The sequence below is a fragment of the Leptospira inadai serovar Lyme str. 10 genome (assembly GCF_000243675.2).
Classification (GTDB): domain Bacteria; phylum Spirochaetota; class Leptospiria; order Leptospirales; family Leptospiraceae; genus Leptospira_B; species Leptospira_B inadai.
In genome coordinates this window covers 767523-791188 of the sequence record NZ_AHMM02000025.1, presented here as the reverse complement: position 1 = coordinate 791188, position 23666 = coordinate 767523, and the positions used below count along the sequence as shown (strand labels likewise).

Here is a 23666-nt window from a genome sequence, read left to right as displayed (position 1 = left end):
AAACTAGTTGTTTATAATAATGTAATTTACAAAAATGTATCCAATTCATATCGAATCCTAAAAAATATCAGTAACCATGTATTTTATTATACCTATGGATATTTAACGATCATTAATAACCGTTACTGCACTCTAACGATATATTGAACACCCGTGGAAGCCGGCGCCGTTTCGTTTCCAGTTCTAGGAATTCCGTTAGTTCCGTCGGTAACCGGACTAGTTACGTTCTTCAAAACTGTACCAGGATATGCCGGATAATTATAATAGCCCGAATAAATTCCCAGAGGCAAAGAGCCTCCCGTAGCTCCAACCCCATTATCCTGAGCATGAAAATGTCCCTGCATAGCATCTTGCCCTTCGAAGCCGATAGCTCCGCCGTTATAATTCCCTCCGGCTGCCTTCGCTCTTGTGGCATGCAACCCGGCGCCTCGAGCAAAAACCCCTCTCCGATCCGGAAGCGCAAATGTGGACGAACCGTCACCGAAACCGTACTGGATATGAGTAATCAAGTCTCCCGTTTGATTTGCGATGAGAACGATTGCAGTCCCTCCGGATGTCAAAGAAATTTGAAAATCGTTCGATGTAGGATTGATCACATAGTACGAAGTATTCGCGGTGACTCCCCCGCCGGTAAAAGAAAATTTAATCAACTGCCCCGCAGTCAAACCGTGTGAAGCGGATTGAATCCGATTTGCCGCGGTATCCATCCCCGAAACGGATCTATGAACTTTCGCCCAGAGAGTAGAATACGTGGTCCTGGAAACGGCTTGCCCATTGGCGATCTGAAATCCGGAGGGAATATCCGGAAAATCATATTCGATAATCGCGCCTAACGGGACATTCGATTGACCGATAGCGGCGGTCAATGCATTGATCTGGGCTTGCAAATTCGCAATGTCCGCATCTCTCTGAGATTGTAATGCGTTATCATTCGCATAGAGACTATTGAACTCCACATCCAATAAAACGCCATCATTCGGAGTGTTCTTATCCCAGGTTCTAGATTTATTCGGATTTGGAATACCCATTATATCGCGGTCTCCTTCAGTTTAAAATCATATACTAATGTAATATCTTTCGGCTTTGAATCGAAGAAATCTTTGAACACCAATCGTCCTCCCGAAAAAAAGGCCAACTCGTTCAAGTTATCGCCGTTCAATTCGGAATACGATAGCGAGACCGTATATTCCCGAGTTCCGTCGGAAAGCAGTTGGATATGGATCGGCTTACGGGAAAGCTCATGAGTCAGCCCTGTATCCGAAGGCCCGGGAGGAGCGATTCCTCCGTCACCGATAGCGCCTTGGTCGATAGCATAATTTGCCTGGGTATTTCGCAAGGTCAACCCGTCAAATAGGCCCGTTCCGTCCAAAAAGCCGCTTCGCTTCGTGTAGGCTCTCCCGACTCTTTCCAAAAATAAAAATCGTATTCTGGTTTTTGCATATACTCCCGCAGGACGGATCGAATCCACGGCTTTTGCGAGCAATGTGGGAACTTTGAGATGATCCACATCCCCTTCCACGTCCAGCTCGAAGGAAGCGGGGCTTTTCGAGCTCGGGTCCAAAGGTTCTAATCCATCCAATAAAGAGAGTGCATCCAGATGCAACGGGTCGAGATCGCTATAGAGTTCCTGCGGAATAAATACCGTTCCGTTCTCCAATCCGGCGATCGTCTTACCGATTTCGATGATTTCGGGCAGTGTTCCTTTCGCGAGTCTCTTACTAATCGCTATTAAAATAAATAGCCTGTACGTATCGTCGTTTTGTCCCGGGACTCTTGTTTCGTTCAATAACTGGCCGAGAGCGTCCAAATTAACCCCGGACGCATAATAAATGTATTCTAAATCCTTTAAAGCCTGTAGCTGCAGTTCTATTTCGTCCAGCTCGGCGGAAATCAAACCCCAGAGTCTTCCTAAAAAAGATCCCGGCTCCCGGTTTAAGATCGACTGGGGAAATTTCTGTAAGGCATCGAAAGCCGTCATGCTACATTCACCGTAATGTTAGCCGTAAACGTTTGAGCGAATTCGGTTGCTCCCACCACAAGCTTGGCGGAAGACGACGGAACCGCCGGTGCAAACGCAGTCCAAACCGTGACATCGTCTATCCCAGGAATTTTATCCAGATTCGCAATGATCTCCCAAGCAACCACGCTTTGACCTACATCCAATCCGTGATATTCGGTGACCTGCGTTCCGATCGTATCCGCACCGCCGATAGCTTGCACGACTCTCGTTTTAACGACGGGAATACTGGAGTCGGTCCAATTTGTATTTTTCGTAATGTTTACGATGACGTTGACCACCTTCGCGGTAGGAACAGACCAGTTCATTACGTGTGTCTGTCCGTTTGCGTCGGCTACCGTAAAGGAATGAGTACCGAATGTTTCGATTCCGGCGGGTTTAGAATTGAATATCGCCGTTCCCAAATCGGAATCCGCTGCGGTGCCGGAAACCACGATTTCGATAGAATGAGGAGGTCGACCGTTTACGACAACGCTCGTCGCATTCTCGTAAACGAAAACGGTCGTAACGTTCGGAACACGAAGTAAGGTTTCACGAATCGCCGGCAAGGAGGAACCGCCCGACGATTCCCGGTCCTTATATCGCTGCCTCAATTCGGCATCGGTTTCTACCGGTCCTCCTCCCAAAGAAGGTTGCGAATTCGAAACGGAATTGATTCCGGCGGCAGGAGTAACGATATCCGTAATCGCCCCAGCCGGGACGTTTGTTTGGGATCCGGTATCGATGCTTCTAAACGTAAACTCGACTCCCGCAGCGCTGGTCAAAACCGCAGGAGTAACCACCTCGAACTGAATGCCTTGGGGAGTCTGAACCAAAAATCCTGGAGGAACCGTCGCACCGATAGTGCCGACGACGGTAACCTGAACGACCGATTTTCTGGCAGGTAAGCGAGAAATACCGCCTTGAGCAACAATCCTATCCAGTTGGACTCCGTCGGCCAAATTTATATATTTCGAATAGTATGTATCTTCCAAACCCTGCCAGACGGTATCGATTTCCTTCGCGACGTTCTGCAGAATCATTCCCAGCTCTCCGTAGGGAGATAGATCGATGTCGGGACCGAAATTTTCCGGCAGACGGGCTCGATCCTCCAAGGATTGTAGAATATCGGAATATAATTTTCTATTAAAACCTTGTACGGTAACTCCGAACGTCATAAAGTACCTCCGGAAACCGTACTACTGAGTATACCTAGACTCGATTGGACTTGGAAGGTGATCGTAACTTGACGAGCCGCTCGATCAAAGCTTGCATCTAATTTCGTAATCGAAGTAACGGAAGGTTCCTTAAGCAGGGCAGTCTTTACGGCATTGATAAATCCGGGCTGTAAAAAAGGACCCTGATCGACTAAACCGATCCAATCCACTCCCTCGGCTGGAGCAAGAAACCATTCCCCTAAAAAGAGTTTCAAACGGTTGCCCAAAATCTGCTCTAGTGCATCGATCCCTTCCAGCTGAACCAGCCGGCCGTTTTTATAAACTAAATCATTATTTTCTACTTTTAATGTTTTCATAATGGTGTTCCGGGTGCAGCGGTCGGAGATGTCGCTGCGACAAAAGCATGAACGTGAGCATTGAATCCGGATTTGATTTGTCCGATCGAAAGACCGTTTTCGATCACATGCCCGCCTTCCACATTGCCCGAGGCCTTGAAATCTCCGGTCACTTCGACCCCGGAAGAACCAATGGCAACTTCCGTCGAGCCTACCTTCAAAGTCAATTTTCCGTTTTCAAATTTGATTAAATTTTGGGGTTCTGTCCAAGACCGCTCCGCGATTCTCGCTAATACGCAGGCGTTTTCCAAACCGAAGGTTTTAGATTCCAAGGTTACGGTCTCTTTCTGCGCGTTTAAACTTTTTCTAATATCAAAGGTGGAAAAACCGACCCAAACCAGATCGCCTTGTTGGTAAAACGGTTTGATATAACAACCGGCACCGATCTGGACGAATTGAACGGGTATGTCCGGAATCACCGGATAATCCGAAACCTCGTCCAAAATATTCTGCTCTTTTATGAGAGGAAGAATATCGGCTCTCATAGTGGAAGCATTAAAGGATTCGATCTTACAAACCATTCCCACCTGGATCCCACGTTCTCTCATATCCACGTACGTTTCCAAAAGTTCGGCAAAACTCATACAGGTACGACCTCGAATTCACAATAAGCGTCACCGAACGTAGAAAAAGTCCGATTCACTTTCGTGATGCTCGCTCTAACATTCACTTCCTTGGAATTAATTTGGACCACATCGCTTAAGTTTAAATTATATAAAAATAATGTTTTTATCTTGTAGCCGTCCGAAGTCTTCTGTGGTCGCTCTAATAGTCCCGAATCCGAATCCAGGCTAACGATAGTTTTAACTTTCGGATTCGATGGAACTATCGTTAAAAGTCCGTTTTTAAAGAAGAATTCCGAATTGGTTTCCCTCGTCAATTTTTGGATCGAATCCTTGAAACGACCGAGAACGATGGACTCATAAAATTTTCCGATGCCTAAATTAATTTCTCCCGGGGTAATGCTCAAAGTTTTGCAGATATCCCTGACGATAAATTCGGCGCTTACATTCTTATAACTTTTATTTAAAATTGCAGTGCTCCATTTTGTGGCCTTATCCGAGATTTTCACTTCTAAAATTCTGTCTAAGCCTTCCTGAACTACGGTATAGGCGAAAGCCTCTCCCAAAACGACGGTCCCGGAATCCTCTTTGTAGCCGGCCGAAACTGTCACGTTCGGATATACTTTTCCTTGACCTTTCTTTTTAGCCTCGAAGACCCCGATCGTATCCGGTGCAGGATTGTATAGTTTAAGAGTGGTTGATTGAGGATTTTTGAATTTGAATTCCTGCACAAATTCGATGGAAAATGGAGGATAAGAAAATTCTCTTCCTCCGATATTTACCGTCGCCACTCTATTGTACAGCGCCGTCATGACGGAATAATATTTCCCAACAAGAGCAAAATCGTCGAGCCTAGAGACGCTCGATTTACAACCTGCCCCTGTAAAATGCTAGCCTGCTCGATTTCTTGAGGGTTCAAGGGCAGTATCTTCCGGTTTACGTTTAAGCCTTCTACTACAGAGTCGATCAACGGAGTAGCATATAAAATTTTCGTTATAAAGAGAATATTCCCGTCCAGATCCAAAATCGTACAGGTATAAAAATCGGTCCTATCGTTATAAAGAAACCGAAAGGAATAGGTTTCGCCGATCAGGAAGTCCTTTTCGACGGGAACCTCGTCGACAGTAAGCGGGAGATATTGTAAATCCAACGATTCCTATCCTCCCACTGATGAACACACCGGTTTACTTGCGCCCGCATTTCCTGTGGTTGAGGTACTCGACGGAGGGGAAGGTCCTTTTTTGGTAACACCGTTTCGCAAAGGGATATCCTGCGATTTGGAATCTACGATGATTATTTGTTTGAGCGTGAGTTCAATTTGCCGGCCATCTCCGGTATCTATGGTCGAATCTTCTTTATAGGATTCGATAAAAACATTTTTTATCGTTCCATAATCATAGACGGAATAATTCAAAATTTCTTTGGACATCATCCACGTTTCTAACATCGCCAGTCTATCCTCGACCGTCCCGCGAAGGTGGAAAAACGGGAAGTAGTTTGAATCCGAGATGATCGCAGTGAGGTGCATAGTCAGCGGCTCGTAATTGATATGATCGGTGACGTCCGCCCCTTTTTCGATCGCATGATTTGTTCCCTTTCCTGAAACCTCTTTCGAGACAGTAATTGTGGAATCGAAAATAACCTGATCTTGCCCGTTGCTTGCCGAACTCAGGAAAGTTTTTCCGGAAGTTAAGGCGCTTTGATAAATTGAACGAGCGGAAGAAAGCATTTACGGGATCACCATTCCTAATTTCGCCGGGAGTACGTCCTGGGAGAGTTCGTCTAGCGCCCTCATGACGGCATCCTTTATTTCCCGACCCGCTTCACCAGGTCCGCTAACATTTATGGTTAAGGTCCCCACCACGTTTTGGACGACCACCGAACCGGAGCCGCCACCGTTTCCACCACCAGGAGCGCCGAGAGAAAAAATACTTGATCCGAGTCCTCCGAATAGACTGGAATTTATACCGCTAACCGCTCCGGTTCCTGACGGTGTTGCCGGAGCGGGACTATTGCTGGAAGGTGCCGGATTATTCGAGGAAAAGAAATTACCCATGCTACTGAGTCCGGATTGAAATTTTTGCGGGAGATTAAGACTGCCGATCCAATCTACAAAATCCTTAATAAAACTTTTGCCGCCTGTTAATAGTCCGTATAATTGATCGAGTCCGTAAATCACCGCGGCAACCGCTGCTGCAATTAATATAAACTTTCCTACTAATAATAATATAGGAGCCAGGAAAGCCCAAGCCGCCGAAGCGCCAGAAATTAATATGGGAACCAATAATCTTAATCCGCTCGATATCAACGTTCCGATAACTCTACCAAAACCCCCCAATGCACTTCCTAACACTTGAATCGCTCGTGCAAATCCTGAGCTGAGAATTCTACCGAAAGTGGCAAAAGACCTGCCCAAAAGGCGAATCCAATCCCTCATCTTCGGCAATATTTTTTTATAGATATTTTCAAAGTATTTATTAAAGGTTCCCTTCCCCGGCGAAAAAATGGAAGAAATCATCTCTTTCAACGACTGAAACGCACTGATTACTTTAACCACGCCAGCAAACAGAATCAAGAATGGAACGGCCTTCGCGGCTATTTTCAATAAACCGAGACCGTTTTCCGTTTCGGTCAGCAAACCGATAAGATATAGGAATTTCTCAGCCAAAGGTAGTAATTCACTGCCGAGGAATCCTCCCATAGTAGATTTTAATGTGTCGATACTATTATTAAAGCGCTTATTAATTCCATATCCTTTGTCCACCTCAGTATTATACTCTCTGGTCACCTCATTTTGCAGAACACCCATTATGAGATTTTCCCTCTCCGCCTTGGAAAGATCCGAAAAACTTTTCTTTTGTTTCTGCAAATTCTTTAGGGATTCTGCGAATACTGCATTGTTTAGAAAACTGGTCGATCCACTTTTAATCGCATTATTTGCATCACGGTAAAGTTCGGCCAAGGATTTCCCCGTTATTACAGAAAGCTTTTGGAATCCGGGAAGAGAATTATTTATATATTGAATCGATACGCCGTATTCCGATACGGCTTTATTAACTTCTTTGTACAAGTCCACTTGGTTCGATAAACCTCGAGACGACTTTATTGTGTTCTTTATTGCTTGTTGTAGGGCAGGAAAAGCGTCCTTTGCTAAATTCTTTGCAGCCATCTCTTGCTCTCGAATCGCATCGAAAGCTTCCAGTGGTCCTTTAGCCGCCTTAATCAAACCGTCGAAACCTTTCGACGCAGTCTCGATTATCGAGCCTGCTCCCTTTTTTGCATCCTTTCCGGCGTTAGCGAAGGAGGCACTATAAGCTTGTTGTGACTTAGTTAGATCGCCAAGAATTCCGACCGTTCTCGAAAGTTCATTGTTCAATGTAACCAGGTTTTTCAACCCGCTATTTTTGAACTTGAATTCTACACTGATGGACAGATCTGACATCGCAGCACTATTACCTTTTATTCGCAGCCTGCTGCTGCTCCTTCATCATTCGGTCCACAAGAAGATTCGCTTTTGCCAAATCGCGAGGAGGCATTTCACATGCTTCGGTATAAGTGAGAATTCCGTTCACAACAGGTCTCCAGATCGCGATTTCCTCGTCGAGTTCACGCTTTAGACGAAACTCCTCGAGCCGATTGATTTGCATTAGCCGCTGTACCGTTTTCCGGTCTAGGTTCTGGCCAGGAAAATCCGGGCTCCAACTCCCCTCTAAGAAATCGAGGCAGGATGATCTCCCAAACCTCCTCCAATTCTCGAATCCATTGTTTTAATTCTTTCTGCTGGAGCATAATCGGACGACCCTCGGGATCGAGCGGACCATCGATGGATAATTTCGGAGCTCCCTTATCAGGAAATACTACGTAATCGAAACAATATTCCAAAACCACGGAAAGATCCATATTACCGTCCGTGATACGAAACATTTTGGACTTAAGTTTGATCCATTCCTTGGTTCCGGGATGTTGAAGAATATACTCGTTTCCGTTGACTAAAACTCGTTCCTGATATGTAGACATTCTATTTCCTTAAATTAACTAGGTAGGTGAGACTTGTTTAAATCCGCACACATTAGGACCCATTCCACGCCGGTTTCTTCCAAACCGAACTCTTTGTCCGGGTCGGTATTGATCCAAGCTTGGCTGGCAACCGCCATGAATTTTCCATCCGAGTTGTTTTTAACAAGGACCGGGAATGCAGCCGGTTGGTATTTGATTAAATCCAAGAACGCGTTGTCCGGAGAAGTCCCTTTTAACGTAAAGGTAATCGATCCGGAAGTATTATTATTCTTCGTCCTAGAAACTTCGCCCTTCGCTCCCACATGCGTTTTATAATTTTCGCTATCGGCTCGTTTTATCGAGATAAAAGTTCCATCAAAAAATCCGGAAACCAATCTTCCTGAAATCGAAAGCGTTACCTGGCTTGGATCATATGTACCTAAGAATTTATCTGCCATATTCTATCTCCTTAAACAGTGATGAGCCCGTTCACGTTGACTTTATGAATCGCGCCCGCTAAATAATAAACGAACTTAATACCGGAAAGTAGCCGATTGGCTCTATCATTCACCGAAAGCTGAGCCCGAGTAGGAACGAAGACCTGGTTCATATAAACTTTGTCGTCGGAAAGTTTTAGATCATCGGGAGATACCGCTTTAGCGATAATTCCCGCGTCTCCGGCTCTTTTTAGAACGTCTCGTACGACACCTTCCACTTGTGCAATTCCGCTATCGTCCAAAGAAACTTTATCGTTGTTCAAAAACAGGGAAAGCAACCCGGTGTGCAGTTGATCCTCGACCCAATCTTGGCCAACGATAACGTCTATGAACTCCCCGGACGTGGCGACACCTTCGTTTACGTAAATGGCCCCGGACAGTGCTTGAAGAGCCTGTCCTTTGCTGGTACGAATCGTGGTTAGATCGGTCTTTGAAAAGGTCGAAGGGTTCTGACCGTTCAATCTCTTCCACTTAAAAGTGGTGGATCCCGGCTGTTTGGGAATATTCTGTCCGACCCAAGCGCATTCAGGATAGTCTTCGGGATGATTATCGTGGATCAAATACGACTCACGATCGACATTTCTGGAACTCAGAGCGGTGAGATCCGAAGAACAGCCGAAGAAGAATTTCTTATTCGCGTTCGCCCAGGTTCCCGCCGCATTTAAATCGGCCTTAGCTCTGGACGTTATACAGATCGCGTAGAAATTATCGTCGAGATCACGAAGAGCATCCAAGGTAGTCGCAATGGGATCGTGCGAAACTACAACCATGATATCGACCGGACTAGGGGATTGTGCGAGCATCGCGGCCGCCATTTTATAAACGTCGTCCGACGAAGTAAAACCGGCAGCGGTCAAATCGGTTATTTCCGAGATAATAACTTTCTTTAACGTGGTCGCGGTCGTATCGGCCGCTCTTAAAATCAGAGGCCGAAAAGATTTTTGAGTTAACCCTTGCGTGCCTCTCGTGATATCGATCACGATATCATTGATAAATGCCATTTTCTATACCCCTATCGTTGTTGTTTGATTATGATTTCCGAATTGTTCTTGAATTTGAATTTTAGAAATTCCTTCTACTTCGCTTGTGGATTGATTTACATAATCGAAACGAAGATCGAACCCGACTTGGTATGTCCAAACCGCACCCTGGCCCTGACCTTGTTGACCCTGATTTTGACTCTGAATGAAACTAAAGTCTTGTATGACGGGATTCGTCAGTCTAGGAACAATCCCCTGCGTCCTGCAAAAATCGCGGTTGTCATCAACGGAAAACCAGCTGATAACTTTTCCCGCGGACTGCCAGGCGATATCCACGCTGCTATTGGAAAAAAAATTAAGAGAAATGGTGTCTCGGTAACGTTCGAATTTTGTGGTAATTACTTTAGTAGGATCGCCGACTTTTGCCGCGCGAGTCTCGACATTTTGATAGCTAGATTCATAGATACTCGACGTGACTCGATACGTTCCGTACGGAAACTTAAGTCCCGCTTGATCAAATTGGGCAAGCGTTACCGATGTGCTTACTTGAATCTTATTAAAAATCGTACGTAAAACCGTTAAAGGAATCAAAATTACCGAACCTTGAACACCGAACACCGAACACCGAATCATTTACAGCCGCCTTTCTCAAAGAAAGGCGGTGTCGCACATAAAATATCCCACAATAGCCTCATGATAGCCAAAAATACGGCGTATATACGGCGACGATGTGGTTCAAAGAAACTACAGACTATTTAATTCATTTTAAAGACATCAAGAAAAATTTTTCATATCTATCTTCTTTTTATATCGTTTAACAGTGCAAAAAACGCAATAGCCCATTTTTTGAGCGAATTAACCGAGAATATTTCATAAAAAATAAAATCCTGTAATCTTCGCTCGGGTGATTTTGTCAAAGTAGAACTCGTTGCAGAAAGGCTGGAGTTCAAAATAAAAATACTTCTTCTAGTTTCGAAAGGATCTCCATTGAGCCCTCGATCCTAGGCTCTCGGAAAGTTTTTTCCTTTCGCGAATCGATGTAGAATAACGCATCCACTATCATATTAAAAAAAATAAATATACTCGCTTCTCGAATTTCCGTTACTTACGCCCGAATCCATCCGCCCAAATTTCGTCAGCGCCGATTCGCAAATAGAAGTCCGATTTAAAAATCGAAAACTTATGCCATGAGACAGAAAATATCCTCCAAATTTAGTTTTTCCCGAACAGACCGGGGTGAAATGATGGTTTCATACGCTTATGTCCCAATGGAAAAAAACCCCCTTGCATGAAGAGCACCGAGCCCTAGGCGCAAAAATGATTCCCTTCGGAGGCTGGGATATGCCTGTCCAATATTCGGGAATTATCGCGGAGCACATTGCCACTCGAGAAGCTGCCGGCCTTTTTGACGTTTCGCATATGGGGGAAATCTTTATCGAGGGAGCTCCCTCCGAAATCCTTCGGTATTTGGAATCGCTTACCTGTAATGCCGTCGCTCAGATGCAAGACGGCCATGTCCAGTACAATGCGATCGTAAACGAACAAGGCGGATTAGTGGACGATATAACTCTTTATAAGTTCAACGATCATAAATATATGATATGTGCCAACGCGTCGAATGTCGATGCGGTCTATGAGTTTATGCTTTCAAAACTTCCCAAATCCGGAATTACGATCGATAATCAAAGCGCAAGATGGCATCAAATCGCAATCCAAGGCCCGAAAGCGGATTCGATTCTTTCTTCCTACTTAAACGCCGACCTGTCCGGCATCGGGTATTATAAATTTATTTTATTTCCGTTTCAAGGAGAAGAACTGATTCTTTCCCGTACAGGTTACACCGGTGAGGATGGATTCGAAATCTATAGCTCTATCCCGACCGGTATCCGCCTTTGGAAAGATTTAATCGAATACGGCAAACCGCAAGGATTGCTTCCAGCGGGCTTGGGAGCCAGGGATACCCTTCGCATCGAAGCTAAATACCCATTGTATGGCCATGAATTAAACGAAACTCGGACGCCGGTTCAATCCGGAATCGGCTGGATCGTCAAGGAAAAGGAAGTAAAATTTCCCCAGTACGATCGCATCACCGGCGAAAAGAAGAACGGCACCGATCGGAAAGTCACCGCTTTCGAATTGCAGGAAGCGGGAGTTCCTAGGGAAAATATGAAAGTCCTGGATGAAAACGGGACCGAAATCGGAATCACGACTTCGGGAACTTTTTCCCCATCCTTAAAAAAAGGACTGGGACTCGCCTGGATCGATTCGAATAAGATTAAACACGGCCAAAAAATCCGCATTGAAATTCGCGGCCAGGCAAAAGAGGCAATCGTTTACACGCAACCTTTCGTCCCGGGAAGCATAAGAAAAAATTAATTAAAGGAAAGTTAAATGGCAGTGACTAACCCACCATCAGGATACCGATTTACGGAAAAGCACGAATGGGTCAAGATAGAAGGCGAAACGGCTCTGATCGGAATTACTGACTATGCCCAAGCAGCGTTAGGAGATATCGTTTACGTAGATCTGCCGAAAATCGGCAAATCCATTAAACAATTCGATAGTTTCGGCACGATCGAATCGGTTAAAGCTGCGGAAGATCTTTATTCTCCGATCACGGGAGAAGTCAGCGAGATAAATTCGGCGCTCGGAAGCAATCCTGCGACGGTAAACTCCGATCCGTTCGGCGCATGGATGATTCGCGTAAAAGGGGTTAGTATCGGCGAAGTGGAAAAACTTTTAGATTCCGAAGCTTATAGAGAATTCGTCAGCAAACTGGATTAGGTAATAAAATGAACGCAGCTACCTGGAACCCGACCGGGAATACAAAATTAGAAGGCCAATTATCGCCTTTGGATACCTTCCTTCGACGGCATGTCGGACCCGATCCGGAGCAGACTAAGAATATGCTCTCCTTACTAGGTTTACCGAGCCTGGATGAATTGGTTGCCAAATCTATTCCGGAAGGGATCCGTTTATTACAGAGTTTGAATTTACCGGAACCCTCCACCGAAAGAAAGATCCTGGAGGATCTAAAGGGAATCGCCTCCAAGAATAAGATATTTCGTTCTTATATCGGAGCCGGATACCAGGGAAGCGTTCTTCCGTACGTAATTCAAAGAAATATTCTGGAAAATCCGGGTTGGTATACCGCTTACACTCCTTATCAAGCGGAAATTTCCCAAGGACGTTTGGAGGCTCTGCTAAACTTCCAAACGATGATCATGGATCTGACCGGTTTAGAAATTGCAAACGCGTCGTTGTTAGACGAAGCGACTGCTGCTGCGGAAGCGGTTTTTCTAGCGTTCGCAGTCAAGAAGAATGAAACTGCAAAACTTCTTTTCGTTTCCGAACTATGCCATCCGCAAACGATAGATGTCATTCGCACTCGTGCTCTCCCTCTCGGAATCGAAGTAAATGTCGGCGACCATTCTAGCGCGGAACTTAACGAAGACTATTTCGCGGTCGTAGTTCAGTATCCGGGAACGGACGGAAGTATTCATAATTACGAGCGATTTTTTCAGTTAGCTCATACCGTAGGAGCTCTTACAATCTGCGCTGCGGATCTGATTTCGCTTACCGTTCTTAAACCACCGGGCGAATTCGGTGCGGACGTCGCAGTAGGAACTAACCAAAGGTTCGGTCTACCGTTCGGGTTCGGCGGCCCTCATGCCGGATATTTTGCGACCAAAGACGAATTTAAACGAAATATGCCCGGCCGTTTGATAGGCGTATCGAAGGATAGCCAAGGAAAACCCGGCTTACGCTTATCTCTACAAACGAGGGAACAACATATTCGTCGGGATAAAGCCACATCGAATATATGCACGGCCCAAGTTCTGTTAGCGGTTTTGTCGTCGATGTATGCGATTTATCACGGACCGACCGGTCTCAAGGAGATTGCATTAAGGATTCATAAATTAACGGAAACATTGGCCAAGAATTTGATTCGATTGGGTATCGAGATAGAAAATAAATCCTATTTTGATACGATTACGCTAAATCTTGGATCGAAAGCCGCCGCAATTCTAAAAAGCGCTCGAGACAAAGGAATTAATCTTCGAGATTTTCAAAACGGTAAAATCGCGATCGCTCTGGATGAAACGGTGGAAATCAAGGATCTAGAAGATTTGTTCTCCATCTTCGGAGGATCTTCTATCGATCTTTCTTTAGCCGAAGATTCCATTCCAAACGAATTCAAAAGAACTTCCGAGTATTTAACGCATCCTGTTTTTCATTCTTATCATACGGAAACTAAAATGCTGCGTTATATTCGTAAGTTAGAATCAAGGGATCTATCTCTGACGACTTCGATGATTCCGCTCGGATCCTGCACCATGAAATTGAATGCTACGGTCGAGATGCTTCCGATTACTTGGCCCGAGTTTTCTTCCTTGCATCCGTTTGCTCCCGCGGAACAAACGGAGGGATATAAAACGATCTTCCGTCAGCTCGAGACGATGCTTTCTCAAATCACCGGATTTTCCGGGATTTCTTTGCAACCGAATGCGGGCTCGCAGGGAGAATATGCCGGCCTTTTGGCCATTCGAAATTACCATTTATCCAAGGGAGATGAGGATAGGAATATTTGCTTAATTCCGATTTCCGCTCACGGCACAAATCCGGCCTCAGCGGCAATGGCCGGATTTAAAGTCGTCGTCGTAGCTTGTGATGCCGAAGGAAACGTGGATGTGGCCGATTTAAAGGAAAAAGCTCTGCAACATTCGAATGATTTAGCCGCCTTAATGATCACCTATCCTTCCACTCACGGCGTGTATGAGGAATCCATTAAGGAAATCTGTTCGATCGTTCATGAACACGGCGGCCAAGTCTATATGGACGGCGCGAATATGAACGCCCAGGTCGGAATTACGAGACCGGCGGATATCGGAGCCGATGTTTGCCACTTAAATCTACACAAAACCTTTTGTATTCCGCACGGCGGTGGAGGACCGGGTGTCGGCCCTATCGGCGTGGCTAAACACTTAATTCCTTTCTTACCAGGACATCCATTGGTCGATAACGGAACAGGAAATATGCACGGCGCCGTGTCTGCCGCTCCCTGGGGAAGCGCGAGTATCGTACTTATTTCCTGGGTCTATATCGCTTTATTGGGGAACCGGGGTTTAGAATATGCGACGAAGGCCGCAATTTTAAATGCTAATTACGTAGCAAAGCGTTTGGAAAATTATTACCCCGTATTGTACAAGGGAAAACATGGCTTCGTCGCGCACGAATGTATTCTGGACGTTCGCCCGTTTAAGAAGACATCGGGAATCGAAGTCGAAGACGTTGCCAAACGATTAATGGACTATGGATTCCACGCTCCTACGATGTCTTTTCCGGTTCCTGGTACGTTGATGATCGAACCTACGGAATCCGAATCTCAGGAAGAATTGGATCGGTTCTGCGAAGCAATGATCTTAATTCACGACGAAATAAAAGAAATCGAAGACGGTAAAGCGGACCCGAAAGATAATCCTCTCAAAAACGCTCCACATACTGCGGCAATGGTAACGTCCGATTCTTGGAGACACGCTTACACTCGCGAAAAAGCGGCTTACCCAACCAACTGGACGAAAGAACATAAGTTTTGGCCTTATGTCGGAAGGATCGATAACGTTTACGGAGATCGCAATTTAGTTTGCTCTTGTCTTCCGATCGAAGATTATTTGCAAGATTAGCAAATCTCTTTTATCTGCTCATGAAAAATAAAAGCCGGAAGAATTCTTCCGGCTTTTTCGTATCCATATCATTTTTTAAAGGAGAAGAGATATATTACTCCCCTTTCTTTTTCTTGGATTTCTTAGACTTCTTTGAATCCTTATCATCGTCTTCATCTTTATCTTTCTTGGATTTCTTAACTTTTTTGGAATCTTTTTCTTCTTCGTTGTCTTCCTTCTCGTGCGATTTTTTAGATTCCGATTTCTTTACGGTATCGCCGGCCTCATCCTTTTTCTTTTTCGAATGATGATCCGAATGGGTTCCTTCTCCCGCCTTACCCGGCTTTGCCCTGCAGTAAGCATCCACATTCGTACCGCTTTGCTTCTGGTATCCCGAAACCCATGTACAATCGGAATCGGCCTCACACTGCCCTTTTGATAGACCATGACATTGAGACTCGGCTCGCACCGAGCCGAACGCGAATAAAATCGTTAGGGATAACGTCAGGCTAAGAGTCACTCTCAGCAAATAGATATACATATTTTTCATTAAGATTGAGTCCTCCGGGGAAAATCTATCGACCCAGGATCAACTCATCGCAGGATTTTGCGATTCGGAAATTTATTTTAGGAGAAATATTTATTCTGAAACGTTACGAATCGGGGGATGAAGAAAATTCGACCTATAACAGAGGACAGAGGTCAGATCTACTGTAACGCAAGAATTTTTCTCTGTAACGTGGAAATTCCGCTCACCAATGTTCTGTCCTCAGTCTTCTGTCTTCCGTCCTCTGTACGGGCGGCTCCCTTCACTTCGTTCGGGCCACGCTGCTCCGGGCTTCGCGTTCGCTCCGGTCTCAGCGCCTCTTTTCTTTTAACATAAACCGTTATCCGCAAGCGCTGCGACTGCTTCGCACCCTACACATCGTTGCCGCTAGCAGAGGACAGATGCGTTCGCTTTGCTCACGCTAGACAGAAGCTGCTAGACGTTCGAAAGACAGCAGGGGTAGAGCAGAGATCTACTGTAACGCAAGAATCTTTCTCTATAGCATGGAAACTCCATTTATCAATGTTCTGTCCTCAGTCTTCTGTCTTCCGTCCTCTGAATTCCCGATGTATCCGACCGACCTCCGTCCTGTAATATCTCGTTCAGAATGATTGGTAGATTCCCGCCCTCGATTCTCCGTCTTCTCTTTCCGGGCTGCTAACGATATACTTCAAAAAGGTGGGCCGGGAGGGGAATTCCCCCCGACCAAACACAGTCAGGAATCAACCGCCATAGTTCGTCTTGAAAACCCGCTTTGATAGACACTTAACCCATCTCTTTTCTAACTTCCCTCGGGTTCCGTTTCAATAAGCGGACCGAATTCTACTGCTACTTAGAGAAGTAGTCAAGTCGACAAAGTCAAAAAGGAAAATAAAAATAAGTTATTATTGAATGTACGTTCTAAAAACGGGAACGTCTTAAATTTTTCGCACACTAAATCGAGAAGGAAGACACCGCTTAACAGACAGGGTAATTCGAAATGCAAAAATGGATCCCTTTCACTTTTTCATAACCAAGTTCCGCAAAAGCAGACGCGTTTTTCGCTGAAAAAACGAGAAAGATAAAGATGAGCGGAAAAAGAAACTGTTGGAACAACGTTGTGCCAGGGTCTTTCTTGGTACGTAGTTCCCTCACTTAAAAGTAAAACGGAATATAATAGTTTCATCGCATCGAAGAAGCTACGTCTACATTCTTCGATACTATAGAAGTATTTTATAATATACAATGGCCCCACTTCTTTTAGGATACGTGAGTCAGATAGAATTTGAAGAACGAACTGCTTAAAAAGGTTCTCCTAAAGCATGGCTAGGTTATTTCACAGTCTTGATAAATATTAATAGGCTTCCATTGCAGTACGGTTCGATTTAAAGCGGATGGAGGATTTTAGATAATCTCTTAAGGGAAATGGCTCGATTTAGAAGATAAATCCCCTAATTTCCCGTCATCGGGCGCGGGTTTGTTTCAATTCCAGAACGGCTGCCTTGAAAGCTCGGTAGTGGGCGCCTCCTATAGTGCATTCCATTACCTAAAAGTTTATATTGTGCGTAAACCCGGAGATAGGCGTTGGAGTCGCCGTATGTCGCAAAAACCGCGAAGGGCAACCCTTTTTCGTTCCGAAATCAGTGTGGAAATTCCTACGGTATTCTGAGTTCGGAATGGAATTTACTTAGAGTTTGTCCCAAAACTACTTTTAAGCCATTCTCATAAGATAGAATATTCATAGAGCTTTAAAGCTTCTTTATGAATTTTATCAAAAATTGCCGCTTTTCCCCATTCCTAAAATCTCCGATGAAGAGTCGATTTGCTGCCGAACATCGGAGGGATATGCCTGCAAGGAACTCCTGTTTTAACTCGATAGAATATCGCAGCAAGCACCGTTCTATCATCCAAGCGAGGCCGTCCGCCGTTAGTAATGATTCTTGTATCTTTAGGGAGTAACTCTTTTAGTTTGAACCATTGGAGTTCAGGTATATCTAGATGTCTAATTTCGATCCCATGCTCTCTATATTATATATTTACGGATTTACGTACAAGCAAGCTTTGGGACAGGTTCTTAGTAAATACCTTTAACGCTTTGGCTTGGCGGAATTAAGACTCAGCGTTTTTACGTTTCCTTTCTTGGAATAACGTAGGATCGCTTTATCCATCGTAACTAGTTCTGCTTTCAAAATTCTAGCCGTCGCCACGATTAAACGATCAGCGGGGTCTCCATGAAACGAATCCGGAAGAGATACGCTTTCGGAAATAATTTCCGGGGTTAGGTTAATCGACTGAATACCTGGAGCTGTCTGCCCCTCGTGAATCCAATCGACGAGTGATCCTGAGATCTTGATTCGTTTTTTACTTACGAGCATTGCGACTTCCCACGCGGATATTTCGGAAACGAAAATACTTCGAGTCGGAATGTTTTTATAAATTTTAGTAAGTATCGGCTTTTTATTGATCCTTGAATCACCTTCGAGTAGCCAAATCCAGGCATGAGTATCTAGAACGATCATGAATAGATTAGTCTTCGTTCCATTTCGCACCTGTACTAGAAACGATATCCCCTTCGATCTTGATTCTTCCTTTTAAGTAACCGAATAGATTCGAGTTCTCGAGGCTTTCGACAGCCATAAGCTTTGCGACCGGTTTCCCATGCTTAGTAATTATAATTTCTTCATGGGTTTTCTGCACCCGGTCCATAAGGTTTAGACACGTAGTCTTAAATTTGGCCGCCGAAATCTTCACATCTTGATTATAAATATGACCACATTCGCATGTCCACTATTTTACATCCCTCGATGACGATTATTTAACAAAATCGATGTCGGGAAAACGTATTAAATTTTTCGCACACTCCGCGCAAGGGATGCGGCGGGCTTTAGTCCAACACGGACAGAACATTGACAAGCGGAGTTTCCATGTTCTTCAAGAAAGATTCTTGCGTTACAGTAGATCTCTCCTCTACCCCTGCTGTCTTTCGAACTTCGAGCAGCTTCTGTCTAGCGTGAGCAAAGCGAACGCGTCTGTCCTCTGGCCTCTGCCCTCCGCTATCAATGAAAGAAAAAATTTCTATAACGCTCTTAAAACTTCGGTTGAAAGTATATTAGAAATGTAAGATAGACCCTTTGCTCTTGATCGAAAAGGTGGAAAATAAAAAACCCGACTAAATATAGTCGGGTTTTACTAAAATGAATCATTGCAAAAACCCGGCGACGTCCTACTCTCCCACACAGCGAACCATGCAGTACCATCAGCGATGAGAGGCTTAACTTCCGTGTTCGGGATGGGAACGGGTGTGACCCTCTCTCTATAATCACCGAGAATCTATGGTCAGTATTTGGATTCGATCGGATTTGTCGAACCTTTTTTGCGGAAAAGAATTAGAATTTTAATAATCTTTGAGGAAAAAGGTTTCCTTTCATTCTATCCGGCGAATGAAATTTATCGATGCGATTCCTTTTACCTATTTCTACGACGACGATTCTGAGCGTTTTGCTCTATAGCTGTAGTTCGACGCAAATGAAACCGGAGCTTTCTAAAAAACCGCAAATATTCAGTCCGGAACTTCTATCCTTTGCCGACATTTACTGGTCGCAAAAATGCTCAGCCTGCCACGGACTATCAGGAGTTCCGCCTGAGGGGATGCAACCGACTCCTCGAAAGTTCGGGACGTTCGGAATGAAAATGGGGTTTTTCTTCGGCGGGGATAAGATGAGAGCGGGAATATTTAGAATCATACGTGATGGAAAAAATCAAAGCATGCCCTCCTTCGGTAAAGAGTTAAGCGAAGAGCGGATCTGGGCTCTAGCGAATAAAATCGAACGGCTACCGAATTAAAAAAGCTCCGTTAGGCTGCGAACTTCCTCTCTCGAATATGCATCCGGTTTTTTTAAAATTTGAACCAATGCTTTGAATTCCCGTAATTCTAAGTTTCGCGGATGCTTTCCGAAATAATACGCCGACGATTTATGAATTCCGTTAAGACCTCTTCCCCAGTAAACCGAATTCAAATAGTATTCCAAAATTCCTTTTTTACCTAATTCGGAATCCAAGCTTTGTGCAATTCGGATTTCTCTCAACTTTCTTGATAAGGTCTTATCCCTGGACAAAAATAATGTTCTAGCCAACTGTTGATCGAGAGTGCTGGCGCCTCGCAATTTCCTAAAGAAAACGACGGCCTGCAAAACCGAAGATTGGATATCCGAAAGGGAATAACCGGCGTGTCGATAAAATCTAGCATCTTCAACTTCGACTAAATAGCTGGTGCTACCGGCCGGAAGCTCGTCCAATCGCACCCAATCGGGTTCCAATTGTATCGATTCCAAGTTTTCCGGCAGAAATACCAAACGATTCTCCGAAAACAAAATTTGCTTCTCCGGAAAGGTCTGGAAGTATATGAGTCCTAGGGTTAATAGGAGAATGATTATTCGAACAAAACTTAGTTTTATCATTTGATATAAATGCGAATCCGAATTGCTTGTTGAAGTCGTTATATTCGTTTATCATAGACTAAAAAGACTTCGTCTTCCTGTTGTTCGCATGATACCAGCTTCCATTGATCGTTATCGAAAGATGGGTAAGCCAATTTCCCGTCGGCTAACGAAGGCAGATTCGACTGGCCGATCAGGAAAGGTACGATCGTAAGATAAATCCTTCGAATCAGATTCTTTCGAAAAAAGGAATCGTTAAGCCGAGGGCCTCCTTCCAAAAGAATATTCTTAAATTCTAAATCATATAGCGTTTGCATCACGCTCTTAGCATCGATATCATCGTCGCCCAATACCATGATTTCGGCCAGTTCGGAAAGATTCGAACGAATTAAAGATTCGTTACGTTTTGTACAGAATAGGAGCGGTTTTTTTCGGGAATTTTGAAAGACGTTTCGGTCTTCCGGCAACGTCCCGTTTCGAACCAATAATATAGGGCGCGGTTCTCCCTCTTGATCCACGTACCGCAAACGAGTTACCGGATCGTCGTTTACTAAGCTATTTTTTCCTAGAATCAGTCCGTCTGAAATTGCACGGATTTCATCCATTCTTTTCTTATCGTTCCTGGAAGAAAGACCGTACCACTTTCCGTCCGGACGGGAAACTTTTCCGTCCAGAGTCATCGCCATATTTACGGATAGATAAGGAAGATTCATTCGGCGCGGGTCGCGAGAGTATCTGCAAGTAGCTTCGTCACTTTACCTCGGCAAGTACCGCATCCGGTACAACAAAGGGTATCCTGCATCAACTTTCCAAGGGTATCGTTGCCTCTACGAATGGAACTCACTATTTCCTCTTCGGACACCTGATTGCAAACGCAGACTTTGCGAGGGCGCATTAAGGCATTTAAGTCAATCTGATTAAAATCGGAGGAATTCATGAGCCGTTTAAATATTGGACTCCAAAACGGAAGGCTTCTTTCAAAACTACCGATGAAACAACTTCATGCAAGAGAATTTTTTGCAAAATATTTCTCGTTGACAGAGTGGTTTTACCACATATTCTCCTTTGAAATTTCTATAGAAGGACATCCATCCGAATATGCAAGTTACCAAACGCGCCCCCATGAGAGAGATCCTGGGTTGGTGCATGTTCGACTTTGCCAACTCCAGTTATACGACTGTAATTATAAGCGTAACATACGGTGTGGTTTTCAGCCAACTAATCGTCCCGCCTTCGACAAATTCGGACAATCCATATGAAACTGGAAATTTTCTCTGGGGGCTCGCGTTGGCGTTTTCCTATCTGATTGTCGTTATTACCGGACCGATCTTCGGAGCGGTTACGGATTATTCCGCAAAGAAAAAAGCATTTTTATTTTGGAGCTACATTCTTTGCGTAATCACAACGGCGGCCCTTTGGTTCGTAGTTTCGCCCGGTCAATTCGGGTTGGCATTCTTATTAATAATTCTTTCCAATTTCTTTTTTGCTTCGGGAGAAAATTTCACCTCCAGCTTTCTTCCTTTTCTAGGTCCTAAGCATGAACTCGGAAAAATTTCGGGCTATGCCTGGGGAATCGGCTATTTCGGCGGAATTGCAGCCGTTGCTCTCGTCGATACTTTAGGGGAACCGGTCCCATCCAATTATGATAACATGCGATTGGTAGGCCCTTACACCGCCTTTTTCTTCTTGGTCGCCGGAATTCCGACTTTCTTGCTTCTAAAGGAATACTCTGCAGGAAGTCCGAAACCGGAAGGCATCAGTTATTTAAAGATCGGATTTGACCGAGTACAAAGCACTTTTAAAGACATTCAACACTTCCGAGATATGGCCATATATCTAGTATCCTTATTTTTTGCAATGGCGGCGTTAGGCGTAGTTATCAGCTTCGCATTCATCTACGGGACCCAGGAAATTCGGATGGAAAAAGAACATAGAATTGCGATGTTTCTTTTTATTCAATTATTCGCGGCCGTCGGAGCGGTATTATTCGGCTTTATCCAGGACAAGATTGGAGCATTAAAAACATTTAATATTACGTTAGCGTTATGGATCGTTTGTCTTTTGTTGATTTATTGGGTCCGAGAAGTCGCGTCCTTTATTAATTCGCTCGGCATCCACGTGTCCGAACAATGGACATTCGTAGGAATTACGATATTAGCCGGTACAGGTTTAGGTTCTACACAATCCTCAAGCAGGGCTATCGTGGGAATTTTCTCTCCCGAATCGAAATCCGGCGAATTCTACGGCTTATGGGGACTCTCCGGAAAGGTAGCCGCGGCATTCGGGTTGGTCGCGATAAGCGTTTTGCAGACGCTCCTATCCCTGCGTAATGCATTTCTCGCCGTCAGCGTCTTCTTTCTGATTGCGCTGCTCGTAAATCTATTTGTGAACGAAGAAAGAGGAATTAAGAAGTCGGACGAATATGATAAGCGGCATAAGCATCCTTAATTCGAAAATCCTTTAAGCCGGGAAATCCTTTCGGTACTCGCTTGCCAGAAATACCGAATCGTGCTATATTTTTTCTATGGCAGGAATCGAATTTCAAACGGAAGATGAATTTGAATCCCACCAAAGCCAAAGACGGTTAGCTCTGATGACCATGGATGAGCTTACTCAAACAAAGCTGGATTTATTGGAAGCCGGCAAGGAAGTTCCGAAGTTCCTGAATTATGCGATCTCATACCTGAATAGAAAATACCTGACGGACGAGAAAGTAATCAGCGATCTGATAGTCAGACGTGATTCTGGATTATAAACGAACTCGGGTCTTTTCTACAGTATTACGTTAGAATCAAATTCATCCGGCTCTAAATCCCGTTTTGTCGAATCTCATAAAACCCGAATGCAATTATCCAATTTCGCTTCTGCGCTATTTTTTCTTGGTTTTTTTCTTCGCCAAAACTTTCTTTTTTGGCGCTTTTTTCTTTGCGGCGGCTTTTTTCCCGGGGGACTTCTTGCGAGCGGTAGCTCTTTTCTTACCTTCCTCGCTAAGAGTTAAGCTCGGGTCGCGATCCAGAGTCTTGATCAGGGAAGAATGACGAAACCGAAGCGCTGACCAATCATCATCGATTGCAATCAAACGCACGCCCTCATATCCCACTTTCCCCAAAGGGTCCCACCCGGCATCCCTATGGATGGAGACGTTAAACTTCCGGGAAGTTTTTTTCGGATACGCCAACCATAATAATCCGTCTTCGGCAAGGCAGGTTGGAACCATCGATGCGATGTTTCGAATCTCGACTTCCGTTTGAACAAAGGCCAGAATCAGACGATATTTTTTTCCGGAACGTAGGGCACGGTCGACTGGACCTCCTAAGCTTGAAAGAGCAGGTTCGAATTCGTAAGGCGAGGAAAGGACACAAACATCGCCTTCCCCTAATTTAAATTGAAGTTTACCGAAAACGGAATGGAGAGCCATGGGGAAAGTGATACCTTC

General features: G+C 44.6%; 26 protein-coding genes, 1 rRNA gene and 1 pseudogene. 6 read left to right on the top strand and 22 right to left on the bottom strand.

The window, feature by feature from the left end:
- Positions 1-122: 122 nt before the first annotated feature.
- The 13 genes from LEP1GSC047_RS19480 to LEP1GSC047_RS19415 all read right to left on the bottom strand — a co-directional run bounded on the left by LEP1GSC047_RS19480 (position 123) and on the right by LEP1GSC047_RS19415 (position 10196).
- Positions 123-1028 (bottom strand): hypothetical protein, encoded by a 906-nt coding sequence (locus tag LEP1GSC047_RS19480; protein WP_010415777.1) that lies wholly within the window; start codon positions 1026-1028, stop codon positions 123-125.
- A complete protein-coding gene (locus LEP1GSC047_RS19475; RefSeq protein WP_010415779.1) occupies positions 1028-1978 on the bottom strand; it encodes a hypothetical protein in 951 nt (316 codons plus the stop codon). Before LEP1GSC047_RS19475 ends, LEP1GSC047_RS19480 begins: the two co-directional genes overlap by 1 nt.
- Positions 1975-3174 carry a baseplate J/gp47 family protein gene (locus LEP1GSC047_RS19470; protein WP_010415780.1) on the bottom strand — a complete coding sequence of 400 codons (1200 nt, stop codon included), beginning with the start codon at positions 3172-3174 and terminating at the stop codon, positions 1975-1977. The genes LEP1GSC047_RS19475 and LEP1GSC047_RS19470 overlap by 4 nt, the downstream gene beginning before the upstream one ends.
- Complete coding sequence (locus LEP1GSC047_RS19465; protein WP_010415783.1) at positions 3171-3530, bottom strand: contractile injection system sheath initiator; 360 nt, start codon at positions 3528-3530, stop codon at positions 3171-3173. The genes LEP1GSC047_RS19470 and LEP1GSC047_RS19465 overlap by 4 nt, the downstream gene beginning before the upstream one ends.
- The gene (locus tag LEP1GSC047_RS19460) at positions 3527-4153 is read right to left on the bottom strand and encodes a Gp138 family membrane-puncturing spike protein (protein WP_010415785.1); all 627 of its coding nucleotides are present in this window, start codon (positions 4151-4153) and stop codon (positions 3527-3529) included. The genes LEP1GSC047_RS19465 and LEP1GSC047_RS19460 overlap by 4 nt, the downstream gene beginning before the upstream one ends.
- Entirely contained in the window at positions 4150-4944 is a 795-nt protein-coding gene (locus LEP1GSC047_RS19455; protein WP_010415786.1) for a phage protein, read from the bottom strand. The genes LEP1GSC047_RS19460 and LEP1GSC047_RS19455 overlap by 4 nt, the downstream gene beginning before the upstream one ends.
- Entirely contained in the window at positions 4941-5282 is a 342-nt protein-coding gene (locus LEP1GSC047_RS19450) for a phage baseplate plug family protein (protein ID WP_010415788.1), read from the bottom strand. Before LEP1GSC047_RS19450 ends, LEP1GSC047_RS19455 begins: the two co-directional genes overlap by 4 nt.
- Before the next feature lie 6 nt (positions 5283-5288).
- Positions 5289-5861 carry a phage baseplate protein gene (locus LEP1GSC047_RS19445; RefSeq protein ID WP_010415790.1) on the bottom strand — a complete coding sequence of 191 codons (573 nt, stop codon included), beginning with the start codon at positions 5859-5861 and terminating at the stop codon, positions 5289-5291.
- On the bottom strand, positions 5862-7574 hold the full coding sequence (locus LEP1GSC047_RS19440; protein ID WP_010415791.1) for a hypothetical protein: 1713 nt from the start codon (positions 7572-7574) through the stop codon (positions 5862-5864).
- 164 nt (positions 7575-7738) lie between these two features.
- Positions 7739-8149 (bottom strand): hypothetical protein, encoded by a 411-nt coding sequence (locus LEP1GSC047_RS19430; RefSeq protein WP_010415795.1) that lies wholly within the window; start codon positions 8147-8149, stop codon positions 7739-7741.
- A 14-nt stretch (positions 8150-8163) separates the two neighbouring features.
- Positions 8164-8586 (bottom strand): phage structural protein, encoded by a 423-nt coding sequence (locus tag LEP1GSC047_RS19425; RefSeq protein ID WP_010415797.1) that lies wholly within the window; start codon positions 8584-8586, stop codon positions 8164-8166.
- An 11-nt stretch (positions 8587-8597) separates the two neighbouring features.
- Entirely contained in the window at positions 8598-9626 is a 1029-nt protein-coding gene (locus tag LEP1GSC047_RS19420) for a DUF3383 family protein (protein WP_010415800.1), read from the bottom strand.
- 3 nt (positions 9627-9629) lie between these two features.
- Entirely contained in the window at positions 9630-10196 is a 567-nt protein-coding gene (locus tag LEP1GSC047_RS19415; protein WP_039935825.1) for a phage neck terminator protein, read from the bottom strand.
- 669 nt (positions 10197-10865) lie between these two features.
- On the opposite strand from LEP1GSC047_RS19415, the gene gcvT reads away from it, so the two are divergent.
- From gcvT to gcvP, 3 genes are read left to right on the top strand one after another with little or no spacing between them, the layout of a single operon-like run.
- Entirely contained in the window at positions 10866-11981 is a 1116-nt protein-coding gene (gene gcvT, locus LEP1GSC047_RS19410; protein ID WP_010415803.1) for a glycine cleavage system aminomethyltransferase GcvT, read from the top strand.
- 15 nt (positions 11982-11996) lie between these two features.
- Positions 11997-12389, top strand: a complete 393-nt coding sequence (gene gcvH / locus LEP1GSC047_RS19405) for a glycine cleavage system protein GcvH (protein ID WP_010415804.1) — start codon at positions 11997-11999, stop codon at positions 12387-12389.
- A gap of 8 nt (positions 12390-12397) precedes the next feature.
- Positions 12398-15289 carry an aminomethyl-transferring glycine dehydrogenase gene (gene gcvP, locus LEP1GSC047_RS19400; protein ID WP_010415806.1) on the top strand — a complete coding sequence of 964 codons (2892 nt, stop codon included), beginning with the start codon at positions 12398-12400 and terminating at the stop codon, positions 15287-15289.
- Between the two features lie 94 nt (positions 15290-15383).
- Here the strand turns inward: gcvP and LEP1GSC047_RS19395 are convergent, their stop codons facing one another.
- The 5 genes and pseudogenes from LEP1GSC047_RS19395 to rrf all read right to left on the bottom strand — a co-directional run bounded on the left by LEP1GSC047_RS19395 (position 15384) and on the right by rrf (position 19121).
- Positions 15384-15818 (bottom strand): hypothetical protein, encoded by a 435-nt coding sequence (locus LEP1GSC047_RS19395; protein ID WP_010415808.1) that lies wholly within the window; start codon positions 15816-15818, stop codon positions 15384-15386.
- A 1704-nt stretch (positions 15819-17522) separates the two neighbouring features.
- Positions 17523-17807, bottom strand: a pseudogene (locus LEP1GSC047_RS21440) (transposase); the annotation flags it as partial.
- A gap of 74 nt (positions 17808-17881) precedes the next feature.
- Positions 17882-18313 carry a type II toxin-antitoxin system VapC family toxin gene (locus LEP1GSC047_RS19390; RefSeq protein WP_010415814.1) on the bottom strand — a complete coding sequence of 144 codons (432 nt, stop codon included), beginning with the start codon at positions 18311-18313 and terminating at the stop codon, positions 17882-17884.
- 7 nt (positions 18314-18320) lie between these two features.
- A complete protein-coding gene (locus LEP1GSC047_RS19385; RefSeq protein ID WP_039935567.1) occupies positions 18321-18545 on the bottom strand; it encodes a type II toxin-antitoxin system Phd/YefM family antitoxin in 225 nt (74 codons plus the stop codon).
- A gap of 459 nt (positions 18546-19004) precedes the next feature.
- Positions 19005-19121 (bottom strand): 5S ribosomal RNA (gene rrf / locus LEP1GSC047_RS19380).
- 126 nt (positions 19122-19247) lie between these two features.
- On the opposite strand from rrf, the gene LEP1GSC047_RS19375 reads away from it, so the two are divergent.
- A complete protein-coding gene (locus LEP1GSC047_RS19375; RefSeq protein ID WP_039935565.1) occupies positions 19248-19637 on the top strand; it encodes a c-type cytochrome in 390 nt (129 codons plus the stop codon).
- On the opposite strand, the gene LEP1GSC047_RS19370 is transcribed toward LEP1GSC047_RS19375, so the two are convergent.
- Genes LEP1GSC047_RS19370 through LEP1GSC047_RS19360 form a run of 3 tightly spaced genes read right to left on the bottom strand, consistent with a single transcriptional unit; the run spans position 19634 to position 21167 of the window.
- Complete coding sequence (locus tag LEP1GSC047_RS19370; RefSeq protein ID WP_010415818.1) at positions 19634-20251, bottom strand: biosynthetic peptidoglycan transglycosylase; 618 nt, start codon at positions 20249-20251, stop codon at positions 19634-19636. The genes LEP1GSC047_RS19375 and LEP1GSC047_RS19370 overlap by 4 nt on opposite strands.
- A gap of 38 nt (positions 20252-20289) precedes the next feature.
- Positions 20290-20943, bottom strand: coding sequence for a RibD family protein (locus LEP1GSC047_RS19365; protein WP_010415820.1), 654 nt, complete (start codon positions 20941-20943; stop codon positions 20290-20292).
- On the bottom strand, positions 20940-21167 hold the full coding sequence (locus tag LEP1GSC047_RS19360; protein WP_010415823.1) for a (2Fe-2S)-binding protein: 228 nt from the start codon (positions 21165-21167) through the stop codon (positions 20940-20942). The genes LEP1GSC047_RS19365 and LEP1GSC047_RS19360 overlap by 4 nt, the downstream gene beginning before the upstream one ends.
- 161 nt (positions 21168-21328) lie before the next feature.
- Between LEP1GSC047_RS19360 and LEP1GSC047_RS19355 the strand changes: the two genes are divergently transcribed.
- Together LEP1GSC047_RS19355 and LEP1GSC047_RS19350 are read left to right on the top strand one after the other, a co-directional pair.
- Positions 21329-22678, top strand: a complete 1350-nt coding sequence (locus LEP1GSC047_RS19355) for an MFS transporter (RefSeq protein WP_103186167.1) — start codon at positions 21329-21331, stop codon at positions 22676-22678.
- An 85-nt stretch (positions 22679-22763) separates the two neighbouring features.
- Positions 22764-22985 carry a hypothetical protein gene (locus tag LEP1GSC047_RS19350; RefSeq protein WP_039935820.1) on the top strand — a complete coding sequence of 74 codons (222 nt, stop codon included), beginning with the start codon at positions 22764-22766 and terminating at the stop codon, positions 22983-22985.
- Positions 22986-23099: 114 nt separating this feature from the next.
- Here LEP1GSC047_RS19350 and LEP1GSC047_RS19345 read toward each other — a convergent pair whose 3' ends face one another.
- Complete coding sequence (locus LEP1GSC047_RS19345) at positions 23100-23648, bottom strand: hypothetical protein (RefSeq protein WP_010415830.1); 549 nt, start codon at positions 23646-23648, stop codon at positions 23100-23102.
- Positions 23649-23666 lie beyond the last annotated feature (18 nt).

What these genes read in the sequence shown, in the direction of transcription:
- LEP1GSC047_RS19425 (WP_010415797.1), bottom strand. Translation starts at nt 8,586, where the DNA reads ATGGCAGATAAATTCTTAGGTACATATGATCCAAGCCAGGTAACGCTT.
- LEP1GSC047_RS19365 (WP_010415820.1), bottom strand. Translation starts at nt 20,943, where the DNA reads ATGAATCTTCCTTATCTATCCGTAAATATGGCGATGACTCTGGACGGA.
- LEP1GSC047_RS19455 (WP_010415786.1), bottom strand. Translation starts at nt 4,944, where the DNA reads ATGACGGCGCTGTACAATAGAGTGGCGACGGTAAATATCGGAGGAAGA.
- LEP1GSC047_RS19375 (WP_039935565.1), top strand. Translation starts at nt 19,248, where the DNA reads ATGCGATTCCTTTTACCTATTTCTACGACGACGATTCTGAGCGTTTTG.
- LEP1GSC047_RS19360 (WP_010415823.1), bottom strand. Translation starts at nt 21,167, where the DNA reads ATGAATTCCTCCGATTTTAATCAGATTGACTTAAATGCCTTAATGCGC.
- LEP1GSC047_RS19460 (WP_010415785.1), bottom strand. Translation starts at nt 4,153, where the DNA reads ATGAGTTTTGCCGAACTTTTGGAAACGTACGTGGATATGAGAGAACGT.
- LEP1GSC047_RS19470 (WP_010415780.1), bottom strand. Translation starts at nt 3,174, where the DNA reads ATGACGTTCGGAGTTACCGTACAAGGTTTTAATAGAAAATTATATTCC.
- gcvT (WP_010415803.1), top strand. Translation starts at nt 10,866, where the DNA reads ATGTCCCAATGGAAAAAAACCCCCTTGCATGAAGAGCACCGAGCCCTA.
- LEP1GSC047_RS19480 (WP_010415777.1), bottom strand. Translation starts at nt 1,028, where the DNA reads ATGGGTATTCCAAATCCGAATAAATCTAGAACCTGGGATAAGAACACT.
- LEP1GSC047_RS19370 (WP_010415818.1), bottom strand. Translation starts at nt 20,251, where the DNA reads ATGATAAAACTAAGTTTTGTTCGAATAATCATTCTCCTATTAACCCTA.
- gcvP (WP_010415806.1), top strand. Translation starts at nt 12,398, where the DNA reads ATGAACGCAGCTACCTGGAACCCGACCGGGAATACAAAATTAGAAGGC.
- LEP1GSC047_RS19345 (WP_010415830.1), bottom strand. Translation starts at nt 23,648, where the DNA reads ATGGCTCTCCATTCCGTTTTCGGTAAACTTCAATTTAAATTAGGGGAA.
- LEP1GSC047_RS19390 (WP_010415814.1), bottom strand. Translation starts at nt 18,313, where the DNA reads ATGATCGTTCTAGATACTCATGCCTGGATTTGGCTACTCGAAGGTGAT.
- LEP1GSC047_RS19355 (WP_103186167.1), top strand. Translation starts at nt 21,329, where the DNA reads ATGCAAGTTACCAAACGCGCCCCCATGAGAGAGATCCTGGGTTGGTGC.
- LEP1GSC047_RS19465 (WP_010415783.1), bottom strand. Translation starts at nt 3,530, where the DNA reads ATGAAAACATTAAAAGTAGAAAATAATGATTTAGTTTATAAAAACGGC.
- LEP1GSC047_RS19475 (WP_010415779.1), bottom strand. Translation starts at nt 1,978, where the DNA reads ATGACGGCTTTCGATGCCTTACAGAAATTTCCCCAGTCGATCTTAAAC.
- LEP1GSC047_RS19440 (WP_010415791.1), bottom strand. Translation starts at nt 7,574, where the DNA reads ATGTCAGATCTGTCCATCAGTGTAGAATTCAAGTTCAAAAATAGCGGG.
- LEP1GSC047_RS19420 (WP_010415800.1), bottom strand. Translation starts at nt 9,626, where the DNA reads ATGGCATTTATCAATGATATCGTGATCGATATCACGAGAGGCACGCAA.
- LEP1GSC047_RS19445 (WP_010415790.1), bottom strand. Translation starts at nt 5,861, where the DNA reads ATGCTTTCTTCCGCTCGTTCAATTTATCAAAGCGCCTTAACTTCCGGA.
- LEP1GSC047_RS19395 (WP_010415808.1), bottom strand. Translation starts at nt 15,818, where the DNA reads ATGAAAAATATGTATATCTATTTGCTGAGAGTGACTCTTAGCCTGACG.
- LEP1GSC047_RS19430 (WP_010415795.1), bottom strand. Translation starts at nt 8,149, where the DNA reads ATGTCTACATATCAGGAACGAGTTTTAGTCAACGGAAACGAGTATATT.
- gcvH (WP_010415804.1), top strand. Translation starts at nt 11,997, where the DNA reads ATGGCAGTGACTAACCCACCATCAGGATACCGATTTACGGAAAAGCAC.